Here is a 21,643-nt window from a genome sequence, read left to right on the forward strand (position 1 = left end):
TGCCAATCTATGCCTTCAAAGGAGAAGTTTCATGGGTATGTCACGACCACGTCGCATTGGTGCAATCGCCGCCGCGGCCATCTCCGCACTCATGCTTGCCGCGTGCGGCGGCTCAGGCGGATCTTCGGGCCAGACCTCCGGGGCCACCCCCGGAAAGGTGGACGGCACCGGTAAGACGCTGAACGTGCTGATGAACGTCACCGCGCAGTATCCCCAGGAGCAACAGGCCTGGTTCAAGGAAATGAGCGCCAAGTTCAAGACCGAAACCGGTGCGGACATCCAGTGGGAGACGTTCGCTACCGCGAATGACGAAATGACCCGGATCCAGACCTCTGTGGTCTCGGGCCAGGGCCCGGATGTCTACGGCCTTGGCACCACGTTCACGCCTACTGCCTACTCCACCGGAGCCTTCGTCAAACTCGGGGACAAAGAGTGGAACCAGCTCGGGGGCAAGGACAGGTTCGTTCCCGCAGCACTGGGCATTTCCGGGCCCGATGAGTCCAACCAGATCGGAATCCCCTTCGTGAGCAGGCCCTTCGTGATGGCCTACAACACCGAACTGCTGGCTGCTGCCGGCATTGAAAAGCCCGCAACCACGTGGGATGAATTCACCGAGCAGGCAAAGAAGCTCACCAAGGGTGACCAGTACGGCATCGCCGTCGCCTACAAGGACAACTTCGACCCCTGGAAGTACATCTGGGGCATGTCCATCCAGGCCGGCAATCCCATCATTGACGGCAACAAGGTCCGCCTCGATGACCCCATCACCAAGAAGGCCTACGAGACCTACTTCGGCTGGGTGACCAAGGACAAGGTGGTCGATCCCTCTGCCGTGGGCTGGGCCAATCCGCAGGCACTGGCGGCCTTCGCCGCCGGCAAGGCAGCCTACTTCCCCATGACCTCCCCGCTTTCCATCCCGGCCCTGGATGCCTCCGCGGTGAAGGGGAAGTACAAGTACGCCCTGATGCCCACCGTTCCTCCGGGCGAGAAGTCCAACCCCTCCGGCGGAAAGCCTGCAGCCAGCATCCTCTCCGGTGACAACCTCGTGGTGGCGGACTACTCGAAGCAGAAGGACCTCGCCTTCGCGTTCATCAAGATGATCACCGAAAAGGACGTCCAGCTCAACTACTTCAAGGTCTTCGGCCAGCTTCCCGCCAACCAGGCAGCGGCCAAGGAACTTGCAAGCAACGAGGTCATCGCCCCGGCCCTGGACTCCGGTGCGAAGTCTGTGGCGACGCCGTTCAGCGGTGCCTGGGGCGACGTCCAGCTGTCCCTGACCAACGTCGTCGTCCAGTCCATTCCTGACCTTTCCTCAGGTTCGGTCAGCGAGAGCAACCTGGCCCAGCGTCTCAAGGACGAGCAGGCCAAGTCGCAGACAGCCCTGGACCGGGCCAAGAAGTAAGCCCGGCAGAACAGCTGCGGAAGGTTACAGATAATGGCTAGCAGCGTTACCGAGCCCCGGCCGTCGGACAGCAGTCCGACGGCCGGGGCGGCCGCCGGACCAGGCGAAATCACACCCCCGGGGAAGCGCCGAAAAGGGCTGAGTGAGAAGAACAGGCCCCTCTGGCTCCTGATTCCCGGCGGACTGCTGATGACGATTGTCATCCTCGTTCCGCTGGCCATGGGCATCTGGATGTCCATGATCGACCTGGATCAGTACACCCTCCGCAAATGGGTCAGTGCCGAGTTCATAGGCGTCCAGAACTACATCGAAGCGGCACTCAGCAGCGACCTGCTCCGCTCCATCTGGCTGTCGGTTTCCTTCGCGGTGATTTCCACGGTGGTGACCATACCGCTGGGCGTGGCTGCCGCCGTCGTTACCCAGAACGCCTACCGTGGCCGCGCACTGGTGCGGTCCATTTTCCTCATCCCCTATGTCCTGCCCTCGTTTGTGGTGGCCAGCGTGTGGCGCACCATGCTGCAGCCGGACGGCATCGTGAACGTGACACTGAACAACATGGGAATGGACGGCGGGCTGTGGCTTAACGGTCCCAACTCGTACTGGACGCTGGTGTGGGTGGAAATCTGGGCGGCCTGGCCCTTCATCTACCTGCTGGCACTGTCCGGCCTGCAGGCGGTGGATCACGAGGTCCACGAGGCATCGGCCCTTGATGGGGCACTGTGGTGGAACAAGCTGCGGTACGTGATTTTCCCTTACCTCAAGGGCCCCGTCTCGCTTGCCTTCCTGCTGGCCACGTTGAACCACATCAACAACTTCACCCTCCCGTATGTGCTCTTTGGCGCACCGGCCCCGTCGGACGTGAACGTGCTGCCGATCCTGGTCTACGTCACCAGCTTCCAGAGCTTCCGGTTTGGCCTCAGCGCCGCCATGGCAGTGGTGTCGCTGATCCTGATTGCCATTCCGCTCTTCATCTACCTGCGTGCAGTCCGGCTTGACGTGCACGAGGGAGGAAAGAAATGACCCTCGAGGCCCCCCCGAATCCGATCGAGCAGCAGAAGAAGCAGCCCATCCGGCGTGACGCGGCCCTGGAGGTCACACGCCTCATGCCGCGACCGCTGCTGGCCGTCCTGACGATCCTGCTGTGCGCCCTGGTCCTGACGCCAATCGCGTACATCTTCCTTGCCTCGCTGAACACGGACGTCGGGGTGGCCAGCGGAGAGTTCTGGCCAAGCAGCTTCTCGTTGGACAGCTACAGCAAGATCTGGGATTCCGTCGGGCTGGCAAAGGCCATCGGCAACAGCCTGATCGTTTCCGGGGCAACAGCAATCGTCTCGGCCATCATGGCCATCGGGACGGCCTACGTGCTGGTCCGCTTTGAGTTCCGGGGACGCCTGACCGTACTGCGTGGCTTGCTGGGACTCCAGTCCATACCTGGAACCCTCATGCTGCTGCCGGTGTTCGTGCTCTTCTCCTCCGCGGGCACCTACCTGGGGGTGACCGTGATTGGGACCCTCTGGGGCCTGTTCATCGCTTACCTGACCTTCGCCTTGCCGTTCTCAACATGGGTCATGGTCACCTACCTCCGCGGCCTGCCGCGGGAGTTGGAGGAAGCGGCGCGCATTGATGGCGCATCAAACATTGGCATCCTGTTCAGGATCATCATTCCGCTCAGCTGGCCCGGAATCATCGTCTCGGCGATCTTCGCGTTCCTCCTGGGCTGGAACGATGTGCTGTTCGCCTCCGTATTCACCCGTCCGGACACCCACACTGCCGCGGTGGCACTGCAGGTTTTCGCTTCCGCCGTTGAGGGTGGAGCCATCCCGGTCTATTCGCAGCTGATGGCCGCCGCGCTGGTGTGTGCCGTTCCGGTGGTGGTGCTGTACTTCATGTTCCAGAAGTACCTCGTTGGCGGCCTGACCGCGGGAAGCGTGAAGTAGCAAGCGTCAGGTAGCGGCGTCAGGTAGCGGCGTCAGCCAGGCACTTAACGGGTCAGGCCCGGGGGTTGGATTTCCTCCCCCGGGCCTGACCCGTTTGTGCGTTAGCATATCGATTCGCCGCTAGGGCGTGGCTCCTCCGCCGTCTTTGCCGGAATCCGGCTGGGCTTTGGGCTGGTCAGCAACAGGCTGGGCCTGGGCCGGGTGGCCTGATGCAGGCTGTTCCGTAACCCTGACTCCGTACTGGGGCCGGCCGTCGGGAAGGTCCGGATAACGGACTGCGGCCGGCGCCTTCGCGGGCTGGGCTGCAGCACTGTCCTGCTGGACAGGTTGCGGTCCCGTTTCGGGAACGGCGGCGCTGCCTGCGCCCTGCTGCCCGTACGGATCGTTCCAGCTCGCGGGACGGACGGGGGCCTGGCCCTGCTGGTTATCCGTCTGGCCCGGCTGACCGTGCGCGTCGTGCTGGCCAGGCTGGCTGTAGGGCTGGTTCTGGTAGCCCTGCGAACGGTAGGCACCCGTTGCCGCGTCGGAGCGGGTCATGGGCAGTTGCTGCAGGAGCCGGCGCGCTTCGTGGGCAGCTTCCACTGACACCACGACGTCGTAGTTGGTGGCCACCACCTGGCTGGTGGAGGTGAAATCACGCTTTCCCCGCTGCATGGCATAGGTGACGATGCCGAACAGCATGAAGAAAGCCGCACCCATCAGCACGGATGCCAGGATGGAGAAGTACCCCGGCGACGGCGCGAAGAAGGACAGCATCACGCCAACAAACAGGCCGAACCACATACCGCTGAGCGCACCCGAAAGAGCCACCCGCGGGTAGCTCAGGCGGCCGGTTACCCGTTCCACCATTTTGAGTTCGTTGCCCACAATGGAGACCATGTGGACCGGGAACTGCTGGTCCGCCAGGTAGTCCACCGCCTTCTGTGCATCCAGGTAGGAGTTGTACGAACCGACGGTGTCACCGGCAGGAACCGCACGGGCGTCATCGGGCCCGGCGGGGCCACCGGCCTTGGGAGCACCAAAAATGTTTGACATACTCCCATTCTTGCCCATCTGCATGTGTGCCGCCTGTAATTCAGCTAAAAGTGAGCAGACTCGGTAGCCTGTAGAGGTGAGTACAACTCCTACACGCGTCTTCGTGGCGCGCCTTCTGGGCCTCGACGTCTTCGACCCGCTGGGTGACCGGCTGGGCCGGCTGCGTGATGTCGTTGTGCTCTCGCGCGGAAGCCGTGGCGCCCCCCACGTGGTGGGCATCGTCGTCGAGGTCCCGGGCAAGAAGCGCGTCTTTGTGCCCATGACCCGCATTACGTCCATTGACCAGACACAAATCATCTGTACAGGCCTGGTCAACCTCCGCCGCTTTGAGCAGCGCGGCGCCGAAACACTGGTCGTGGCGGAAATGTTCGACCGCCGGGTCACCCTCAGGGACGGCAGCGGCGACGCCACCATCGAGGACATCGCCATGGACCAGCACCGGTCCCGCGACTGGTTCGTCAGCAAGCTCTTCGTCCGGCGCGGCCATTCGCTGTCGCCGCTGAGCCGGCTGCGCCGCAACGAAACGCTGATCATCGACTGGGCCGACGCCCTGCAGGGTGCGCGGACCGAACCGCAGGCCGCTACCCAGTTCGTGGCCACCCACGAAGACCTCAAACCTGCCGACTTCGCCGAGGCGCTGCAGGAAATGAGCGACAAACGCCGCTTCGAGGTTGCCAGCGAACTCCAGGACGAAAGGCTGGCCGACGTCCTTCAGGAGCTCCCGGAAGACGACCAGGTGGAAATCCTCTCAGCCCTTGACGTCCAGCGTGCAGCCGACGTCCTGGAGGAGATGGACCCTGACGACGCCGCCGACCTCCTCGGCGAGCTGCCGTCCGCCCAGGCAGAGCAGCTGCTGCAGCTGATGGAACCCGAAGGCGCCGAAGACGTCCGGCGGTTGCTCGAGTATGACGAGGACACCGCCGGCGGTCTGATGACCCCTGTTCCGGTCATCCTGCCCCCGGAAGCAACAGTCGCCGAAGCACTGGCGCACGTCCGACGCGAAGAACTGTCCCCTGCCCTGGCGTCTTCGATCTTCATCGCCAGGCCGCCGCTGGAAACCCCCACAGGGCGGTTCCTGGGCGTGGTCCACATCCAGCAGCTGCTGCGGTTCCCGCCGTTCGAGCCGCTGGGAAACCTCCTGGACAAGAACCTCGAACCGTTGTCGGACCAGGCCCACATCAGTGAAGTCGCACGCACCCTGGCAACCTACAACCTGAACTCCCTACCGGTGGTCAACGATGCCGGCCGGCTTGTGGGGGCGGTGACTGTTGATGACGTTCTGGATCATCTGTTGCCCGATGACTGGCGGGCCTATGATGGCGAAGCCCCGATAAGAAAGCTTGGAGGCCGCATTGGCTGAGACCAGCGACCCTAAGAACCCCAGCCGGCGGGGCGCCGCCAAGAATGCGGACAAGGGCGGCCTTGACACCCCGCTGAGCGGCCGCCAACGCATCCTGCCCAAGTTCTCACCCGATCCGGACGCCTTCGGCCACGCAACCGAAGGTTTCGCCCGGTTCATGGGTACACCGCAGTTCCTGGTCTACATGACGGTGTTCGTTGTCGTCTGGCTGGTCTGGAACACCTGGGCGCCGACTGAGTGGCAGTTCGACTCCCGCCTCCTCGGTTACACCCTTCTGACCCTTATGCTCTCGCTGCAGGCCTCCTACGCGGCGCCCCTCCTGCTCCTGGCCCAGAACCGGCAGGACGACCGCGACCGCGTCTCGCTCCAGCAGGACCGGCAACGCGCCGAACGGAACCTCTCCGACACCGAGTACCTCACCCGGGAACTGGCCTCACTGAGGATCGCCCTGCGCGAAGTGGCCACCCGTGACTACGTCCGGGCGGAACTGCGCTCACTCCTTGAGGACCTGCTGGAAGCGCAGGAAGAACTGCGGACCCACGATCCTGCCGGTGCCAGCAGCCACGAGTCCCCGCGTGAGAAGGTCAAGGACAAACTGAAGGAAAAGCGCGACAAACAGCGGAACCCCCGCACGCAGCAGATTCCCAAGGTTAAGCCGAGCCACGCCGCCTACAAGGACGAGAATCCGAGGGACGCGGCCATGAAGGATGCGGCCCTTACAGACACGACCCCTGCAGACACGGCCTTCGGGAACCCGGTCTTCAAGGATCCTGCTGCCCCACCGCAGCCCCCCAACCCCGAAAGCTGAGTACTGCCCGAATGAGTCCCACCTTGGAGCAGTCAGTGCATGCTGCCCTGGCCACCGTGATCGATCCCGAGCTCCGCCGCCCCATTACCGAGCTTGGCATGGTGGACTCGGTTGAGATCTCCGACGACGGCCGCGTCAGGTTGGCCGTACTGCTCACTATCGCCGGCTGCCCCCTCAGAGACACCATTACGGCCGACTCCGAGAAGGCGCTGTCCGCAGTTCCCGGTGTAACCGCCGTCGAGGTCGAACTGAAGGTGATGAACCAGGGACAGCGGGACGCCCTGAAGGAACAGCTCCGGGGTGCCGGCGGCCAGCGCGGCATTCCGTTCAACCAGCCGGGCTCCCTCACCAAGGTCTTCGCTGTGGCCAGCGGAAAAGGCGGCGTCGGCAAGTCCTCCGTTACTGTAAACCTGGCGTGCGCACTGGCCTCCCAGGGGCTGCGGGTGGGCATCGTGGACGCCGACGTCTACGGCTTCTCCGTCCCTGCCCTGATGGGCATCACGCAGGCACCCACGCGCGTGGATGACATGATCCTGCCCCCGGTGGCGTACGGGGTAAAAGTCATCTCCATCGGCATGTTCGTGTCAGGCAACCAGCCAGTGGCGTGGCGCGGGCCCATGCTTCACCGCGCCCTGGAGCAGTTCCTGACTGACGTTTACTTCGGCGACCTCGACGTCCTCTTCCTGGACCTGCCGCCGGGCACCGGAGACATCGCGATTTCCGTCGCGCAACTGCTCCCCAAGGCGGAGATCCTGGTGGTCACCACGCCGCAGGCAGCCGCCGCCGACGTCGCCGAGCGCGCCGGTGCGATAGCGACCCAAACCGGACAGTCGGTGGCCGGCATCATCGAGAACATGTCTTACCTGGAGATGCCCGACGGCGGGAAAATGGCGCTGTTCGGAAGCGGTGGCGGAGCAGTCCTTGCCCAGAGGCTCACCGCCACAGTGGGAGCCGAGGTGCCGCTCCTGGGCGAGATCCCGCTGGACATACTGCTGCGCGAGGGCGGCGACGCCGGTAACCCTATTGTGCTTGGCAGGCCGGAGACTCCGGCAGCCATCGCGCTTACGGGGATTGCGGGCAAACTGGCGGCCAGGCCGCGCGGCCTGACGGGGATGAAGCTCGGCTTGCAGCCGCGGTAATCGCCAGCCCGAAGTCCGCAGCGCGCAATCGGCAGCGGGCAATCGGAAGACTAAGTGGCTTCGGTATCGAAGGGGGCCGCTTCTCCCGGCGGCAGCACCTGGACAACCCGTTCAGGTCGGTTGGCGGGTCCGGTTGCCGTGCCGGCGCCTGCACCGACAGCGGCGGCGCCTGCGACAGCCGCAACAGCTGCGGGTGCACCCGAACTGACAGGTTTGGTGTCATCGTCCAGGAGGGCCTCCTTGATGATGCGCCGGGGGTCGTACTGGCGGGGATCGTATTTCTTCCAGTCGACATCGTCAATGTCGATCCCCACTTCTTCCTTGATCTGCTCCCGCGCACCGGAAGCCATGCGGCGGACTTCCTTCACCAGGTTCGCAAGCTTCTGGGTGTATTCGGGCAGCCTTTGGGGACCGATCACGAGGATGCCGATGATCAGCAGAAGGAAGAACTCCGGGCCGTTGATTCCAAACACTTTAGGAAGATTACCCTCTCCGGAGCCCGGCTGACGATTCCTGCACCAGGGCTGCTGAACCTGTCCCGATCACGGGCCCAGCATTTCTGTGATTTTGCGGATTCCCCGCTCCATCCGGTCAGCCGGGGATTCGTCAGGGGCCGCGGCCTGCGTTGCCGAAGCCACCGTGCCGACACCGGCGTTGATGCCCTCGACAGCAAGCTCACTGAGCCTCTGCAGCAGGGGAACGGCGTCGTCGGCCTGCTCAGCCGGGAGGTCGGACGTCACCAGGAACGTGCCGGCCGCGGTCCTATAGCTGGCCGTCCAGGGAGCCTCACCGCTGACCAGGAGCTCACCGGCCTTCAGCCCGGGATCCGCGGAGCGCTGCTCCACCACCGTGGCGTAATGCTGGCCATCCCACAGGTGCACCTCAACGGCCGGCCGGCCGTTGAGGGTGACGGCTTTGGCAGCCTGGAGATGGAAGCCGAGTGATTCCAGTTCCGGACAGACCCAGCCCTCGGACCGGAGGGCGGACAGCTGGGGCTCACTGAGCTCCCTGCCGTCAGCGGGCAGCTGGGATGCTTGCTGGACCAGGTTGCCGTTCATGACGGTCCCGGTGCCGGCCAGGGGGAGGTTGTCCCCGGCCAGCGTGAACGCACTGATGGCCAGGATTCCGGCAGCGGCCGCGGTTCCGCCGGCGGTCAACGCCAGGACCCTGGCAGCAGGATGCCGGACCGGGGCAGGGTCCGGAGTGGCCGCGAGCAACTCGGTCCTGGCCAGCAGCCGTGCGGCCAGGTCCTCGCTTGCCGGTGGAACTGCCGCTTCGCGGAGCCGCTCAATGTACTGGCGTTCGCGGTTCACCGCCGCGGCACATTCAGTGCAGGTCCGTACGTGATCGGCGCCGCGGTGATGCCGGCGTCCGAAGGGGTTTTGGGGCGTCATGGTGCCGATCAGAGGATGCCGGCGATGCGCGGCAGCGACAGCTTTGGCTTCCGGCCCTGCAGGGGGCGGGGATCCCGGTGCGCCAGCTTTTCGCGCAGCATGGTGCGGCCCCGGTGGATGCGTGAACGGACCGTACCCAGCTTGACGCCGAGCGCGGCGGACACCTCGTCGTAGGACAGCCCTTCCAGATCGCACAGGACGACGGCGGCGCGGAAGTCCGGCGGCAACTCTTCAAGGGCGGCCTGGACGTCGAGGTCAAGGTTGTTCAGCTCGAAGCTCTGCTCCGGCCCGGGCTCCCGGCCCGGAATCCGGGACTCTGCATCCTCCGCCAGCGCGTCGAACCGGATGCGGCTCTTGCGGCGGGCCTGGTCGAGGAACAGGTTGGTGGTGATCCGGTGGAGCCAGCCGTCGAGCGTCCCTGGCTTGAAGTTCTCCAGCGAGCGGAAGACGCGCACGAACACCTCCTGGGTGAGGTCCTCGGCGTCGAACTTGTTGCCGGTCAGGCGGTAGGCCAGCCGGTAGACCTTGGCGGAGTGGTTGGCCACAACTTCTTCCCAGGTGGGCCTGACCCAATCGGCGGAATCCTGTGTTGCAGGGACAGGTGCCACGCCTGATGCTGACATCGTCCACTCCCCTCGTGCATTGCTTGCGCCCGGATAATTTGACATCTCTGGTTCGGCGCCGGCCGCCTTGCGGATGACCGGATACTAATCATTTCAAAATTGGCTGGGAATTACCTGGCCGGAGTTGTTTTCAGCCAAAGGCGCAACTGGTTACCCTCCCGGGATGGTACCCGCAGACACAGTAGGCTGTACTAAACACTCCCCTGCCGCCCAGAAAGCGAATACCCATGAGCGCCGACAAGTCCACGAGCTGGTCCTATGCAGAAGATCTGCCCGTAGAGGACGAGGTCATGCTTCGGGCGAGGGAGCGCTCCTTCGAGCTGGGGGTGACGCCCATCAGCCGGGGTGTTGGAGCGGTCCTCACGGTGCTTGCTGCCGGATCCAAGGCCCAGACCGCCGTCGAAATCGGGACAGGGGCAGGCGTCTCGGGAGTCTGCATCCTTCGGGGCCTCGGCCCGCAGGCCGTTCTCACCACCATCGACGTTGACGTCGAGCATTTGAAGGCCGCCCGCGAGGCGTTCTCGGAAGCCGGCAGCCCGGCCAACCGTACCCGCACCATCTCCGGCCGTGCAGGCGATGTGCTGCCGCGCCTGACCGACGCCGCTTATGACCTGGTCTTTATCGATGCTGACAAGCCCGGGCTGCCGGGCTATGTTGAGCAGGCCATCCGGCTTCTGAAGGCCGGCGGCCTCCTGATCATCAATGACGCTCTGGACAAGGACCGCGTGGCCAACCCCGCAGCCCGGGACGCCAATACCGTGGTTCTCCGCCAAGTGGGCAAGGCCATCCGCGACGACGACCGCCTGGCAGCTGCAATGCTCCCCACCGGCGACGGCCTGCTGGTGGCAGTCAAGAAATAAGACCGGGCCCAATTAAGAGGACCCGATATTGACAGGGCCCCAATAAAACGGGCCCCAATAAACGGGGCCAAAACAGAACAGGGCCCGCAGCATCAAGCTGCGGACCCTGGCAAGGCGGGATTATTCGGTAACGCCTACGAGGCATTCCTTAAGATTGGCCGCCTCCGCCGCGTTCAGTTCGACCACAAGCCGTCCGCCGCCTTCGAGCGGAACGCGCATGATCAGGCTGCGGCCCTCTTTGGTGACTTCCATAGGGCCGTCGCCGGTGCGTGGTTTCATAGCCGCCATGAGGAATTTCCCCTCCATTTAGTCCCAGGACATAGCAGCCCGGGCGGGCTGTGTCCGCATGGTCATATCAAGCCGCTATGGCGGCCCGTACTGATGCCGCCATGGCTGAACATTTCTGAATGATTTTGTCCTTGCTTACTAACTATTATCCTGTAATTACCCGCACGTAGCTAATCGATGGACATTTCCGGCCGCGTCGCATCGGCCGAATGACCGGCCCGGCGGCGCACGCTGTCACGGCGGATAATCGCCGCCGCCGGGGAGTTGGGCCCACGCCCATAGCCAGACGACCCAGACGATCTGGAGCAGCACAAACATTGTCACCACCGTGCCGCGGTAGGCACGGGACCGGGACAGCAGCGCGGCGGCCAGGGCGAGCGGGAAAAGCGGAAGCAGCATTCGGAAAGTGCTGGTCTGCGGGTGCAGGAAAAGCAGCAGATAGCCCATGTAGCAGGCACACCACAGGCGGAGCTCGACGCCGAGCCGCACCACCGGCGGAGTGAACAGCATGAGCCCGAACAGGGCCGCAAAGACAAATGGCGCCAGCACACCCAGGACGGGCCCAAAGAGGTCGACGCCGGTGTCGAACCACGGTTTGAAAAGCACAAGGTCGTGGCCGCGCCACACTGTTTCGGTCTTGGTATAGGCCTCAATATCGCCGGTGGCCGCCCACGCCGCAGCGGGCCAGAGCAACGCCGCGAGGCCGCACAAAGCGGTGAGGCCGGCCAGCGAAGCCAGTTCACGCAGGCTTGGGGTGGAGACCTGCTGATCGCCGCGGACGCGTGCCGCCAGCCCGAAGATGAACAGGAGTCCCAGCATTGCTGCGAAAGGGACCCCCACGGGGCGGGACAGGCACAACACGAGAACCACCGGCATGGCCCAGAGGTAGCGATGCCTGATGACCAGCAGCAGCGCCGTGGCAAGCAGGAAGAGGGTCAAGGGCTCCGCGTAGGGAACCTGGAGAATGGCGGACACTGGAGAAGTCGCGAAGAATGCGACCCCCCAAAGGGCTGTACCGTGCGGAGCCTTATGCCTGAACAGGCTGTAGACAGCGAGTGCCGCCGCCAGGCCTGAAAGCACTGCGATGACCGTCAGCGACGCGGCCGCGCTCCACCCTGTCAGTCCCGAGAGGGCCCGTCCCAGAGCCGGAAAGAGAGGATAGAACGCCCATGCATTTTCCTGGACGTTGCCCGCCTCGTCCTTCGGGAGGACGGACGGGTAACCGTCGGTAACGATCCGCCCATACCAGCGCGCGTCCCAGATGTTGATGAAGTTCCAGTAGTCAGGCGTTGGAGGAAACCAGGGATTCGGCCCCTGGTGAAGCGCTGCAGCCATGAAAACACAGGCGCTGACCAGCCTCGCCACGACGTAAAGGACACCCACCTGCAGCCACCACGGCCAACGCCGGAGCGCATCCTGGGCGCGGGCGGCAAAGGCGCTGACCGAGGCCGCAGTGCCGGTCCGGTCGCCTGTATTGGTGCTCAAGCGCCTGGCTCCGGCCGGGCTACCCGTTCGGCGTCAAGCAGGCGTGCCCGGAGCCTGGCCACTTCCTCATCCTTGGCGGCCAACTGGTCCCGCAGTTCGTCAAGGACCTGGTCCACCTGGTCCATCCGGTAACCGCGGAGTCCAAGGGAGAAACGAATCCGGTCGATGTCGGCCGGTGACGCTTCCGCAGGCAGCAGCACCGGCGGAAGATTTGCGGGCGGCTGTTCGAACCCGCCGGTCAGAAGACCACGTTCGGCCAGGTCCGTTCCGGCTGAGACGGTTGTGGCGGGGTCCGGTCCGGCCGGGTTCGTTGTGGTTGGGTCCGGTCCGGCCGGGTTAGTTGTGGTTGGGTCCGGTCCGGCTGGATCCGTTGTGGCGGGGTCGGTTTCGGCTGCTGGTGCGCCGTCATCCGGTGCTCCGTTCCGGCGGAACCTGCGCAGGATCCCGCGGGGGCCACCGGTGCCAGCCCACAGTGTGGCGCCGATCAGCACGATGGCGAGGAAGACCAGGAAAAAACTCACAGCACCCATCGTGCCAGATCCGGACAGCCGGGCTGCGCGGGCTGGCTATTCAGGCCGCTGCTCTCCATTCAGCGAGGGCGTGATGCCTTCATGCAGCACCCGGTCCACCGCCTCGGCAGGGTCGTCAACAAGCTGGATCAGGTCCAGGTCCTTTTCCGAGACCATTCCTTCTGCCACTAGGGTTCCCCGGATCCATTCGATCATGGGACCCCAGAAGGCGACGCCGAGCAGGACGATGGGAAACGACGTCACCTTGCGGGTCTGGACCAGGACCATGGCCTCGAAAAGTTCGTCCAAAGTGCCCAGTCCGCCCGGCAGGACGATGAATCCCTGGGCGTATTTCACGAACATCGTCTTCCGTGCAAAGAAGTAGCGGAAGTTGATGCCGAGGTCCACCCACTGGTTCAGGCCCTGCTCAAAGGGCAGTTCAATACCCAGGCCAACGGAGACGCCGTTGGCTTCGACGGTGCCGCGGTTGGCCGCTTCCATGGAGCCGGGCCCTCCCCCGGTGATGACCGCCACGCCGGCGGCTGCGAGGTGCCGGCCAACTTCGACACCCATGTCGTAGTACTGGCTGCCTGGCTTGGTCCTGGCCGAACCGAAGACGCTGACAGCAGGGCCGAGGTCCGCCAGGGCCCCGAAGCCCTCAACAAACTCGCTCTGGATCCGCATGACGCGCCAAGGATCAGTGTGGACAAACTGGCCAGGCCCTTTGGTATCAAGCAGATGCTGGTCAGACATTTCCACCGCAGCCTGCTTGCGGCGGAGTTCCAGGGGACCCTTGCGGCGCGGCTGGGAAGTTTTAGCCGGATCTGCGTTGATGCTCATCTCCCAAGGCTAGCCCCACGGCCGCGCCCATGGCGGCAGGTATCTCTTGAATCACGATCCGCGCGAACTTGGGGTGATTCAGTTCATAACCAGCCATTGTTCGCTAGATTCTTCTTATGACTACTCCTGTGCCCGGCGACGCGCTCGTCTCCCTGAATGGTGTGAATAAGCATTACGGACAGCTGCACGTTCTGAAAGACATCAACCTGCACGTCCGCAAGGGCGAAGTTGTTGTGGTTATCGGGCCATCAGGTTCCGGCAAGTCCACGCTGTGCCGTGCCATCAACCGCCTGGAAACCATCGAGGGCGGCAGCATCAGCATCGACGGCAAGGTGCTGCCGGAGGAGGGGAAGGAACTGGCGCAGCTTCGGGCCGACGTCGGCATGGTCTTCCAGTCCTTCAACCTGTTCGCGCACAAGACCATCCTGGAAAACGTGACCCTGGGGCCCATCAAAGTCAAAGGTGTGCCCAAGCAGCAGGCGGACAAGGAAGCCATGGCGTTGCTCGAGCGTGTGGGTGTGGGACACCAGGCGCCCAAGCTCCCGGCGCAGCTCTCCGGCGGTCAGCAACAGCGCGTGGCCATTGCCCGTGCCCTGGCGATGAAACCGAAGGTCATGCTCTTTGATGAGCCAACCTCGGCCCTGGACCCCGAAATGATCAATGAAGTCCTCGACGTCATGATCCAGCTGGCCAAGGAGGGAATGACCATGGTGGTGGTCACCCACGAGATGGGCTTCGCCCGGAAGGCCGCGGACCGCGTGGTCTTTATGGCTGACGGCCAGATCGTTGAAGACGCCACGCCGGAGGAATTCTTCACCAAACCCAAGAGCGACCGCGCAAAGGACTTCCTGTCCAAGCTGCTTACCCACTAGTAACCCAAAAACGAACAAACACTCCAGTTCGCACCCAGGCCGTGACCCACGGCCGATCAATGAAAGGAATGTCATGAAGGCATTTATGACCCGGCGGAAGTCGTTCTTCGTGGCGGCTACCGCTGCCCTGGCCCTGTCCCTGAGCGCATGTGGCGGAAGCACGCCCGGCACCACCAGCGATCCGAAGGTTGCCGAGAAGCCCACCTTTGCCGCCGGCACCACCATGGCGAAACTTTCGAGTGCAGGCACCATCAAGATCGGCACCAAGTACGACCAGCCGCTCTTCGGCCAGGTTGGCCTTGACGGCAAGCCGGTCGGCTTTGACGTCGAGATGGGCAAGTTGATCGCCGCCAAGCTGGGTATCGCGGCTGACAAGATCGAATGGTCTGAGACTGTCTCTGCCAACCGCGAACCGTTCATCGAGCAGGGCAAGGTGGACCTGGTCATCGCGACCTACACCATCAACGACAAGCGCAAAACGGTTGTTGACTTTGCCGGTCCGTACTACGAGGCCGGCCAGGCACTGATGGTGAACAAGGACAACGACACCATCAAGAAGCCTGAAGACGTCGCCGGCAAGAAGGTTTGCTCGGTTACCGGTTCAACCCCTGCTGCCACCATTGTGGACAAGTACAAGGCCGAGCTGGTTCCTGCAGCCACATACTCCGCTTGCCTCGAGCCGCTGCGCAACAAGCAGGTTGAAGCCATCACCACGGACAACGTGATCCTCGCCGGCTTTGTGGACAAGGAGCCTGAGGCCTTCAAGCTTGCTTCGGATGAAACCTTCACCAAGGAGCCTTACGGCATCGGCCTGAAGAAGGGTGACACCGAGTTCCGCAACTGGATCAACGACCAGCTTGAGGCATTCGACAAGGACGGGTCCTACAAGAAGGCCTGGGAAGCCACCGCGGGCACCGTCATCAAGACGGCCCCGGCTCTGCCCAAGATCAACCGCTACTAAGCAGCGCCTGAGGTTGCCGGGACGAGGCCACCAGCTTCGTCCCGGCAACCGTTTCCTGTCTTCACCCCCAACGCCCAGAGCCGAAGGATCCTATGGACGTCATCATTGAAAACCTCCCCCTGTACTGGGAAGGCCTTCTCCGCACTCTCTTCCTTTCTGTCGTCTCGGGGATCATCGCACTGATCGTGGGAACACTTTTGGCAGCAGCCCGTGTCTCCCCCGTTGCGGCCCTCCGCGGGTTCAGCACCGTATATGTGGAAGTACTGCGGAACACCCCGCTGACCATTGCGTTCTTTTTTGCAGCGATCGTCCTGCCACGCCTCGGCGTGACATTCGAGCAGTTCGAGGTCGCTGCCATCATTGCCCTCAGTGCATATACCGCCGCTTTCATCGCCGAAGCTGTCCGCTCCGGCGTCAACAGCGTTCCGATCGGCCAGGCCGAAGCCGCACGCAGCATCGGCATGAAGTTCGGCCAGGTGCTTTCCCTGATCATCCTGCCCCAGGCCCTGCGGACGGTGATCCCGCCGTTGATCAACATCATCATCGCCCTCGTCAAAAACTCTTCAGTGGCAGGCGCTTTCTTCGTGCTTGAACTGTTCGGCTACGGCCGCCAGATGGCCAACGCCAACGGCGACCAGGTCATGGCCGTGCTGCTCGGCGTGGCATTCTTCTATCTGCTCCTCACCATCCCGCTGGGCATTCTGGCGAGCACGGTGGAGCGAAAGGTGGCGATTGCCCGATGACTTCAGTCCTTTACGACGTCCCCGGTCCGAAAGCACGCCGGGTATCACTGATCGGTTCGGTGATCGGCTCCATCCTGATTCTCGGCCTGCTCGCCTTCATCGTCATGACGTTGGCCCAGCAGGGCATTTTTGAAGGCCGCCGCTGGGCCATCTTCACCCGCGCCGATGTTTGGAGGCTCCTGGGCAACGGCATCGGCGCCACGCTCAGTGCCGCCGCCATCGCCGCAGTCATCGCATTCCCCCTGGGTCTGATGCTCTGCCTGCTGCGGATCTCCCTGGTCGCCTGGATCCGGATCCCCACCCGTGTGGTCCTCGAGTTCCTGCGTGGCATGCCGGTGGTCCTGATGATGCTGTTTGTGCTGCTGGTGTTCGGCACCAGCTCCTTCGTCGCGGTGATTGCCGGGCTTGTCCTCTACAACTCGGCCATTTTCGCGGAGATCATCCGGGCCGGCATCCAGTCCCTGCCCAAAGGTCAGCGGGAAGCAGGCCTGACCATCGGGCTGACCAGCTTCCAGTCACGGATGCTGATCGAGCTGCCGCAGGCTGTCCGGCGGATGATGCCATCGCTGGTTGCCCAGCTCGTGGTGCTCCTGAAGGACACCTCGCTTGGCTACATCGTGGCCTACGGCGAGCTCCTCCGGGCAGTCCAGGTGATGGCCGACTTCCTGGGGAACGCCTTCCTGTTCCCCATCTTCTTCGTCGCCGCGGCCATCTACATCACGATCAACATCATCGTGTCCCGGATCGCTGTCTGGATCGAACGCCGTGGATCCAATAAGGCCGCGGGCGGTGTCGCGAAGGCGCCGACCGCCGTCGTGGCTCCGGAACTTCCGGACGCGAAGTAGCAGCACCGGCCATTCATGCAGGAGGGTCCGCAGCCTGTCGGCTGCGGACCCTCCTGCTGTTAAGCGACTCTTCTGCTGTTATTCAGCAGACAGCCAGCTTCGCAGCGCCCGGAGGCATTCCCGGATGGCGTCAGCATCCACGTGCTCGTCGTCCTTGTGGGCCAGCAGCGGATCGCCGGGGCCGAAGTTCACCGCCGGGATGCCCAGTTCGCTGAAGCGTGCGACGTCGGTCCAGCCGTATTTCGGTTTGGGCTCGGCACCGACCGCGGCCACAAAGGACGCGGCAGCAGGGTGATTGAGTCCCGGCCGGGCGCCGGCCGCCGCGTCAGTGCGGACAACCTCGAAGCCTTCCAGCAGTTCCCGGACGTGCGCCTCCGCCTGGTCCGGGGACTTGTCCGGCGCGAAGCGGTAGTTGATTTCCACCACGCAGCGGTCCGGAATGACGTTGCCCGCTGTGCCGCCGTTGATCTTCACGGCGTTGAGGCTTTCCCGGTAGTCCAGGCCGTCAACGTTGATGGTCCGTGGTTCGTAGGCTGCCAGGCGGGCAAGGATGGGCGCCGCAGCGTGAATGGCGTTGCTGCCCATCCACGCCCGTGCCGAATGTGCGGCCTCCCCCACGGTGGTGGCTTCGAAGCGGCTTGTGCCGTTGCAGCCACCCTCCACTGTGCCGTGGGTCGGTTCGAGCAGGATGGCAAAGTCACCGTCAAGGAGATGGCCGTGGTTGCGGACCAGGCGGCCCAGGCCGCTTTTCACCGCTTCCACTTCCTCATGGTCGTAGAAGATAAAGGTGACGTCCCGCTGCGGCGACGCGCCGCCGTCGAACATTGTGGCCGCCAGCGCGAGCTGGACCGCGACGCCGCCCTTCATATCCGTCGCTCCGCGCCCGTACAGGATGCCCTCCCCTGCAATGCCGGATTCCCAGGTGGAAGGCACCGTTCCGCGGGCGCCGTCGGTGACCGGCAGCGGCACCGTGTCCAGATGCCCGGCGAGGATGACCCGCTCCGGCAGCCCCAGTTCGGTGCGGGCGATGATGGAGTCGCCGTCGCGGACTATTTGGAGCCCGGGTACGGTCCGCAGGGCGGCGTCGACGGCGTCGGCGAGCTCCGTCTCATTCCCGGACACACTGTTGATGTCCATCAGGGCAGCAGTCAGGAGGGCAACGTCCTGGCGCAGGTCCAGAGGCGAGGTCAAGGACTCGGAGGCAGCGGTATCGGCAGTCACGTTGCCAGTCTAGTTCGAACCGGGTGGCCGCCTCTCGCTAGACTGGGGCCATGACTGAGACCGCTACTTCTGCCGTGCCCGAAAACCAGAACACCACCACCGACGAACGCTCCGCCTACGGCTTCGGCCTGGCTACCGTAGCCGCCGGAACCGTCCTCGACGTCTGGTTCCCTGCCCCGGCCCTGGGCATTGCCGCCGAAAAGCTGCGCGCGGTGGAAAACGCGGACGAAACCCTCCTCCGGCTTGCCGAAGACGGCACCGACCCGGACCGCGGGACCGAGCAGAAGGTGGTCTTCGTCCAGATCAACCTGGACGAAGCACCCGCCGACACAGCCGATGCCTACCTGCGTCTGCACCTACTGTCCCACCGCCTGGTCAAGCCCAACAGCATCAATCTGGACGGCGTCTTCGGCAAACTCGCCAACGTCGTCTGGACCAACTTCGGGCCCGCCGCCGTGGAGGGCTTCGAACTGACCCGTGCCAAGCTGCGCCGCCGCGGCGCTGTCACCGTCTACGGAATCGACAAGTTTCCCCGCATGGTGGATTACGTGGTGCCCTCCGGTGTCCGGATTGCCGACGCCGACCGCGTCCGCCTTGGCGCCCACCTCGCCGAAGGCACCACCGTCATGCACGAAGGCTTCGTGAACTTCAATGCCGGCACGCTGGGCACGTCCATGGTCGAGGGCCGCATCTCCGCCGGCGTTGTCGCAGGCGACGGCAGTGACGTGGGCGGCGGCGCATCGATCATGGGCACTCTCTCCGGTGGCGGCAAGGAAAAAATCTCCATCGGCCAACGCGTCCTGCTGGGCGCCAACTCCGGCGTCGGTATCAGCATCGGCGACGACTCGGTGGTGGAAGCAGGGCTCTACGTCACGGCAGGAACCCGTGTCCGCGTTCCCGGCCCCAAGGACGAGGTCGGCGAAGACACCACCAAAATCGTGAAGGCCGCTGAACTGTCCGGCGTCCCCAACCTCCTGTTCCGGCGCAACTCCACCACCGGCGCCGTGGAGGCGCTGCCGCGCAAGGGCCAGACCGTGGAACTCAACGACGCCCTCCACGCTAACTGACCTGTCAGTGGCACGTGGACGTGGTGTACGGCGCTTTGCCGTGCTTCTGCTGACTCTGGCTCTGGTAGGCGGCGGGATCTATACAGCTGTGTCCTTCCTGCAGCGCTCCGAAACCCTGGTTACGGAGCGCTGCACAGCCGACGTCGGTACGCAGAGCGCCGAGCTGGCAACCGACCAGGCTGGTAATGCCGCCCTGATCACGGCTCTGGCCGTGCGGCGCGGGCTTCCGCCGCGGGCTGCCAGCATCGCCCTCGCTACGGCCATGCAGGAGTCCAAGCTGCGCAACATCGTGCACGGCGATCAGGCCGGCCCCGATTCCCGCGGGCTGTTCCAGCAACGGCCCTCGCAGGGGTGGGGAACGGAGGCTCAGGTCATGGATCCTTACTACGCCACCAACGCCTTCTACGATGCTCTGGTCAAAATTCCCGCCTATGAGTCACTGGAGATTACCGACGCCGCCCAGCGGGTCCAGCGCTCGGCGTATCCCCGCGCGTATGCCCAGCACGAGGACATGGGCCGCTCGTTCGCCTCAGGCCTGACGGGACAAACCCCGGAGTCTGTGCGCTGTACTCTGCGCGCGCCGCAGGAGGCCGGCCTCCCGTCGACAGTTGAGAGCGGGCTTGCCGCGGCGTACGGGCCCCTTGGCACCGTCACGGAAGGCGACACACTGGTGGTTGAGGCCAGCGGCAGCCAGGCCTGGTCCGTGGCTCAGTGGGCGGTTGCCAACGCCAAGGAACTGGCGGTGACGCGGGTTGATGTCTCAGGCAGGAGCTGGCAGCGTCAGGATGCTGACGGATGGCAGGAGTCGGACGCTGCGGATGGCCAGGTCCGGATCACGGTGGCACCGGCAGGCACAGGCACCTGAGGACCGCCATGCGGATGCAGCTTCCTCAGACCAGGATCTCCACCACCGGCTGGACGTAGCTGCGGAAGAGTTCCGGCTGGGACATCAGCTCGTGGCTCATGAGAATCTTGTCCGGCTCCAGATACCAGGCCCGCTGCTCATCCAATGGCAGCTCAATAATGGTCAGGTTGAAGTCCCTGGCCTTGCGGCCAACCTCCATCAGCCGGTCACCCACCATTTCGCCCAACAGCTGGTCTGATCCGCTGGCCACGCGCTCAGCTTCAAGCCGGGCATATTCACTGCGGCGTTCGCGGGCCCACGTCAGGGCGGCACCGAAGTGTGCCTGCAGGACGCGCTGGAGTGCCGGGGAATTGCCGAAGGCCTCAAATTCAGGCGGGGTCAGCTCCGGCGATGTCTGTGGATACGCCTTCAGTAACTGCTCCCACCAGGCTTCCCACTCAGTCTTGAGCGCGCTCAGTCCGCCTACCTCTGCAGTGAGATGTGAATGGTCCGAGGGCCGGATTTTGGGAGACGCGTGCGACAACGCCGGGTGACCGGCACCGTCAAGGCCGGCCGTGTCTCGGACAAACAGTGCAATCATCAGCGGCCCGGATGTATCCGTGGTGATCTGCCAGTCGGAACCGCCAATTTGGTTCATCCCTATTCCTCCTGTGGCCTGCCTGATCCGGCGCGGGTGCCCCGGCTCCGCTCCCCCGCCTCCCAGTCTATTCCCGATGCCGCCGGACGTGTCGGCCGACAGTTGGTCAGGCCACCGGGACAGCCAGGCTGGTCAAATGCCGCTCCAGGACGTCGCGGCACATTGCCGCCGTCATCCATTCGGGCTGCAGGAGGGCGTGCATGCACAGCCCGTCGATGGTGGCCAGCAGGCGCTCGGCCTCGACCACCAGCGGGTGGTGCCCGTCGCCGTCGTCCGTCACGAGGCTGCTGACCACCTGCCCGATGACGGCGGCCACCTCCCGGTGGCTCCGGTCCCCGATCGGGGCCAGGAAGGGACGGATCCGGGCAGCGTTCCGGAAGGCCATCCAGACGCAGATGTCCACTGCCCGCTCCTCATCGAGGGGCAGGAGTTCACCCAGCAGGGTTAATACGGCCTCGCGGTGCTGACCACTGGCGCTTGTGTTCTCAGTGACGGCAGGCAGTGCGGCCTGGAGCCGGGCCGTTATGCGGTCCACCACCACGGCGAAGGAGTGACTGAGCATTTCCTCGCTGCCGGCAAAGTAATGCCGGACGGAGCCAACCGCGAGGCCCGCCTCGTCTGCAACCTCCCGCAGCGAAGCGCGCTCCAGCCCATCCACGGCGATGATCCGGAAGACCGCTGCAACAATATCCGTGCGCCGGGCTTCGGCATCAACAATTTTAGGCACTAGTACTATTTAGCACACCCGTGCG

The 21,643-nt window shown here is 64.2% G+C and carries 23 protein-coding genes and 1 pseudogene; 13 read left to right on the forward strand and 11 right to left on the reverse strand.

All coding sequences use genetic code 11. From position 1 onward, the window contains the following. Positions 1-31 precede the first annotated feature (31 nt). The 3 genes from ABIA70_RS02835 to ABIA70_RS02845 all read left to right on the forward strand — a co-directional run bounded on the left by ABIA70_RS02835 (position 32) and on the right by ABIA70_RS02845 (position 3,339). A complete protein-coding gene (locus tag ABIA70_RS02835; RefSeq protein ID WP_502917150.1) occupies positions 32-1,402 on the forward strand; it encodes an ABC transporter substrate-binding protein in 1,371 nt (456 codons plus the stop codon). Positions 1,403-1,435: 33 nt separating this feature from the next. Beyond that, positions 1,436-2,422, forward strand: a complete 987-nt coding sequence (locus ABIA70_RS02840; RefSeq protein WP_354146079.1) for a carbohydrate ABC transporter permease — start codon at positions 1,436-1,438, stop codon at positions 2,420-2,422. Between the two features lie 83 nt (positions 2,423-2,505). After that, the gene (locus ABIA70_RS02845; protein WP_354146581.1) at positions 2,506-3,339 is read left to right on the forward strand and encodes a carbohydrate ABC transporter permease; all 834 of its coding nucleotides are present in this window, start codon (positions 2,506-2,508) and stop codon (positions 3,337-3,339) included. Between the two features lie 120 nt (positions 3,340-3,459). Here the strand turns inward: ABIA70_RS02845 and ABIA70_RS02850 are convergent, their stop codons facing one another. Continuing rightward, positions 3,460-4,374, reverse strand: a complete 915-nt coding sequence (locus tag ABIA70_RS02850; RefSeq protein WP_354146080.1) for a YflT domain-containing protein — start codon at positions 4,372-4,374, stop codon at positions 3,460-3,462. 76 nt (positions 4,375-4,450) lie between these two features. On the opposite strand from ABIA70_RS02850, the gene ABIA70_RS02855 reads away from it, so the two are divergent. From ABIA70_RS02855 to ABIA70_RS02865, 3 genes are read left to right on the forward strand one after another with little or no spacing between them, the layout of a single operon-like run. Beyond that, positions 4,451-5,734: a magnesium transporter MgtE N-terminal domain-containing protein gene (locus tag ABIA70_RS02855; RefSeq protein WP_354146081.1), complete on the forward strand. Its 1,284-nt coding sequence runs from the start codon at positions 4,451-4,453 to the stop codon at positions 5,732-5,734. Then, the gene (locus tag ABIA70_RS02860) at positions 5,715-6,542 is read left to right on the forward strand and encodes a DUF1003 domain-containing protein (RefSeq protein ID WP_354146082.1); all 828 of its coding nucleotides are present in this window, start codon (positions 5,715-5,717) and stop codon (positions 6,540-6,542) included. Before ABIA70_RS02855 ends, ABIA70_RS02860 begins: the two co-directional genes overlap by 20 nt. An 11-nt stretch (positions 6,543-6,553) precedes the next feature. Next, positions 6,554-7,681, forward strand: coding sequence for an Mrp/NBP35 family ATP-binding protein (locus tag ABIA70_RS02865; RefSeq protein WP_354146083.1), 1,128 nt, complete (start codon positions 6,554-6,556; stop codon positions 7,679-7,681). Positions 7,682-7,731: 50 nt separating this feature from the next. On the opposite strand, the gene ABIA70_RS02870 is transcribed toward ABIA70_RS02865, so the two are convergent. From ABIA70_RS02870 to sigE, 3 genes are all read right to left on the reverse strand, one after another. Next, positions 7,732-8,154: a twin-arginine translocase TatA/TatE family subunit gene (locus ABIA70_RS02870; RefSeq protein ID WP_354146084.1), complete on the reverse strand. Its 423-nt coding sequence runs from the start codon at positions 8,152-8,154 to the stop codon at positions 7,732-7,734. A gap of 69 nt (positions 8,155-8,223) precedes the next feature. Then, the gene (locus tag ABIA70_RS02875; protein ID WP_354146085.1) at positions 8,224-9,075 is read right to left on the reverse strand and encodes an anti-sigma factor; all 852 of its coding nucleotides are present in this window, start codon (positions 9,073-9,075) and stop codon (positions 8,224-8,226) included. A gap of 8 nt (positions 9,076-9,083) precedes the next feature. Then, positions 9,084-9,698, reverse strand: a complete 615-nt coding sequence (sigE, locus tag ABIA70_RS02880) for an RNA polymerase sigma factor SigE (protein WP_354146086.1) — start codon at positions 9,696-9,698, stop codon at positions 9,084-9,086. 227 nt (positions 9,699-9,925) lie between these two features. Between sigE and ABIA70_RS02885 the strand changes: the two genes are divergently transcribed. Then, positions 9,926-10,558, forward strand: coding sequence for an O-methyltransferase (locus ABIA70_RS02885; RefSeq protein WP_354146087.1), 633 nt, complete (start codon positions 9,926-9,928; stop codon positions 10,556-10,558). Positions 10,559-10,678: 120 nt separating this feature from the next. Here the strand turns inward: ABIA70_RS02885 and ABIA70_RS02890 are convergent, their stop codons facing one another. The 4 genes and pseudogenes from ABIA70_RS02890 to ABIA70_RS02905 form a co-directional block, all read right to left on the reverse strand. After that, positions 10,679-10,846, reverse strand: a complete 168-nt coding sequence (locus ABIA70_RS02890; protein ID WP_009357720.1) for a DUF3117 domain-containing protein — start codon at positions 10,844-10,846, stop codon at positions 10,679-10,681. Between the two features lie 234 nt (positions 10,847-11,080). Further along, the gene (locus ABIA70_RS02895; protein WP_502917152.1) at positions 11,081-12,331 is read right to left on the reverse strand and encodes a putative hexosyltransferase; all 1,251 of its coding nucleotides are present in this window, start codon (positions 12,329-12,331) and stop codon (positions 11,081-11,083) included. After that, a pseudogene (locus ABIA70_RS02900) lies at positions 12,328-12,576 on the reverse strand (DivIVA domain-containing protein); the annotation flags it as partial. The pseudogene ABIA70_RS02900 and the gene ABIA70_RS02895, both read right to left, overlap by 4 nt. Positions 12,577-12,897: 321 nt before the next feature. Next, positions 12,898-13,680 carry an LOG family protein gene (locus ABIA70_RS02905; protein WP_354146088.1) on the reverse strand — a complete coding sequence of 261 codons (783 nt, stop codon included), beginning with the start codon at positions 13,678-13,680 and terminating at the stop codon, positions 12,898-12,900. 116 nt (positions 13,681-13,796) lie between these two features. Between ABIA70_RS02905 and ABIA70_RS02910 the strand changes: the two genes are divergently transcribed. From ABIA70_RS02910 to ABIA70_RS02925, 4 genes are all read left to right on the forward strand, one after another. Beyond that, on the forward strand, positions 13,797-14,552 hold the full coding sequence (locus ABIA70_RS02910; protein ID WP_354146089.1) for an amino acid ABC transporter ATP-binding protein: 756 nt from the start codon (positions 13,797-13,799) through the stop codon (positions 14,550-14,552). Between the two features lie 73 nt (positions 14,553-14,625). Beyond that, positions 14,626-15,513, forward strand: a complete 888-nt coding sequence (locus ABIA70_RS02915; protein WP_354146090.1) for a glutamate ABC transporter substrate-binding protein — start codon at positions 14,626-14,628, stop codon at positions 15,511-15,513. A gap of 92 nt (positions 15,514-15,605) precedes the next feature. Next, positions 15,606-16,256: an amino acid ABC transporter permease gene (locus ABIA70_RS02920; RefSeq protein WP_354146091.1), complete on the forward strand. Its 651-nt coding sequence runs from the start codon at positions 15,606-15,608 to the stop codon at positions 16,254-16,256. Then, entirely contained in the window at positions 16,253-17,101 is an 849-nt protein-coding gene (locus tag ABIA70_RS02925) for an amino acid ABC transporter permease (protein WP_354146092.1), read from the forward strand. The genes ABIA70_RS02920 and ABIA70_RS02925 overlap by 4 nt, the downstream gene beginning before the upstream one ends. A 78-nt stretch (positions 17,102-17,179) precedes the next feature. Here ABIA70_RS02925 and dapE read toward each other — a convergent pair whose 3' ends face one another. Continuing rightward, positions 17,180-18,322 (reverse strand): succinyl-diaminopimelate desuccinylase, encoded by a 1,143-nt coding sequence (gene dapE / locus ABIA70_RS02930; RefSeq protein ID WP_354146093.1) that lies wholly within the window; start codon positions 18,320-18,322, stop codon positions 17,180-17,182. Positions 18,323-18,372: 50 nt separating this feature from the next. Here dapE and dapD point away from each other — a divergent pair, with 50 nt between their 5' ends. Both dapD and ABIA70_RS02940 read left to right on the forward strand, forming a co-directional pair. Then, positions 18,373-19,389, forward strand: coding sequence for a 2,3,4,5-tetrahydropyridine-2,6-dicarboxylate N-succinyltransferase (gene dapD, locus ABIA70_RS02935; protein ID WP_354146094.1), 1,017 nt, complete (start codon positions 18,373-18,375; stop codon positions 19,387-19,389). Positions 19,390-19,396: 7 nt separating this feature from the next. Then, a complete protein-coding gene (locus ABIA70_RS02940; RefSeq protein WP_354146095.1) occupies positions 19,397-20,254 on the forward strand; it encodes a transglycosylase SLT domain-containing protein in 858 nt (285 codons plus the stop codon). 25 nt (positions 20,255-20,279) lie between these two features. Here the strand turns inward: ABIA70_RS02940 and ABIA70_RS02945 are convergent, their stop codons facing one another. Both ABIA70_RS02945 and ABIA70_RS02950 read right to left on the reverse strand, forming a co-directional pair. Next, positions 20,280-20,891: a hypothetical protein gene (locus ABIA70_RS02945; protein ID WP_354146096.1), complete on the reverse strand. Its 612-nt coding sequence runs from the start codon at positions 20,889-20,891 to the stop codon at positions 20,280-20,282. A gap of 106 nt (positions 20,892-20,997) precedes the next feature. After that, complete coding sequence (locus ABIA70_RS02950) at positions 20,998-21,618, reverse strand: TetR/AcrR family transcriptional regulator (protein ID WP_354146097.1); 621 nt, start codon at positions 21,616-21,618, stop codon at positions 20,998-21,000. Positions 21,619-21,643: the final 25 nt, after the last annotated feature.

The organism is Arthrobacter sp. 754, assembly GCF_040548695.1.
Taxonomy (GTDB): Bacteria; Actinomycetota; Actinomycetes; order Actinomycetales; family Micrococcaceae; genus Arthrobacter.

Bases quoted from the DNA above. Each gene is read 5' to 3' on its own strand.
- ABIA70_RS02835 (WP_502917150.1), top strand. From the start codon at position 32: ATGGGTATGTCACGACCACGTCGCATTGGTGCAATCGCCGCCGCGGCC.
- ABIA70_RS02840 (WP_354146079.1), top strand. From the start codon at position 1,436: ATGGCTAGCAGCGTTACCGAGCCCCGGCCGTCGGACAGCAGTCCGACG.
- ABIA70_RS02845 (WP_354146581.1), top strand. From the start codon at position 2,506: ATGCCGCGACCGCTGCTGGCCGTCCTGACGATCCTGCTGTGCGCCCTG.
- ABIA70_RS02850 (WP_354146080.1), bottom strand. From the start codon at position 4,374: ATGTCAAACATTTTTGGTGCTCCCAAGGCCGGTGGCCCCGCCGGGCCC.
- ABIA70_RS02865 (WP_354146083.1), top strand. From the start codon at position 6,554: ATGAGTCCCACCTTGGAGCAGTCAGTGCATGCTGCCCTGGCCACCGTG.
- ABIA70_RS02875 (WP_354146085.1), bottom strand. From the start codon at position 9,075: ATGACGCCCCAAAACCCCTTCGGACGCCGGCATCACCGCGGCGCCGAT.
- sigE (WP_354146086.1), bottom strand. From the start codon at position 9,698: ATGTCAGCATCAGGCGTGGCACCTGTCCCTGCAACACAGGATTCCGCC.
- ABIA70_RS02885 (WP_354146087.1), top strand. From the start codon at position 9,926: ATGAGCGCCGACAAGTCCACGAGCTGGTCCTATGCAGAAGATCTGCCC.
- ABIA70_RS02890 (WP_009357720.1), bottom strand. From the start codon at position 10,846: ATGGCGGCTATGAAACCACGCACCGGCGACGGCCCTATGGAAGTCACC.
- ABIA70_RS02905 (WP_354146088.1), bottom strand. From the start codon at position 13,680: ATGAGCATCAACGCAGATCCGGCTAAAACTTCCCAGCCGCGCCGCAAG.
- ABIA70_RS02910 (WP_354146089.1), top strand. From the start codon at position 13,797: ATGACTACTCCTGTGCCCGGCGACGCGCTCGTCTCCCTGAATGGTGTG.
- ABIA70_RS02915 (WP_354146090.1), top strand. From the start codon at position 14,626: ATGAAGGCATTTATGACCCGGCGGAAGTCGTTCTTCGTGGCGGCTACC.
- ABIA70_RS02920 (WP_354146091.1), top strand. From the start codon at position 15,606: ATGGACGTCATCATTGAAAACCTCCCCCTGTACTGGGAAGGCCTTCTC.
- ABIA70_RS02925 (WP_354146092.1), top strand. From the start codon at position 16,253: ATGACTTCAGTCCTTTACGACGTCCCCGGTCCGAAAGCACGCCGGGTA.
- dapD (WP_354146094.1), top strand. From the start codon at position 18,373: ATGACTGAGACCGCTACTTCTGCCGTGCCCGAAAACCAGAACACCACC.
- ABIA70_RS02945 (WP_354146096.1), bottom strand. From the start codon at position 20,891: ATGAACCAAATTGGCGGTTCCGACTGGCAGATCACCACGGATACATCC.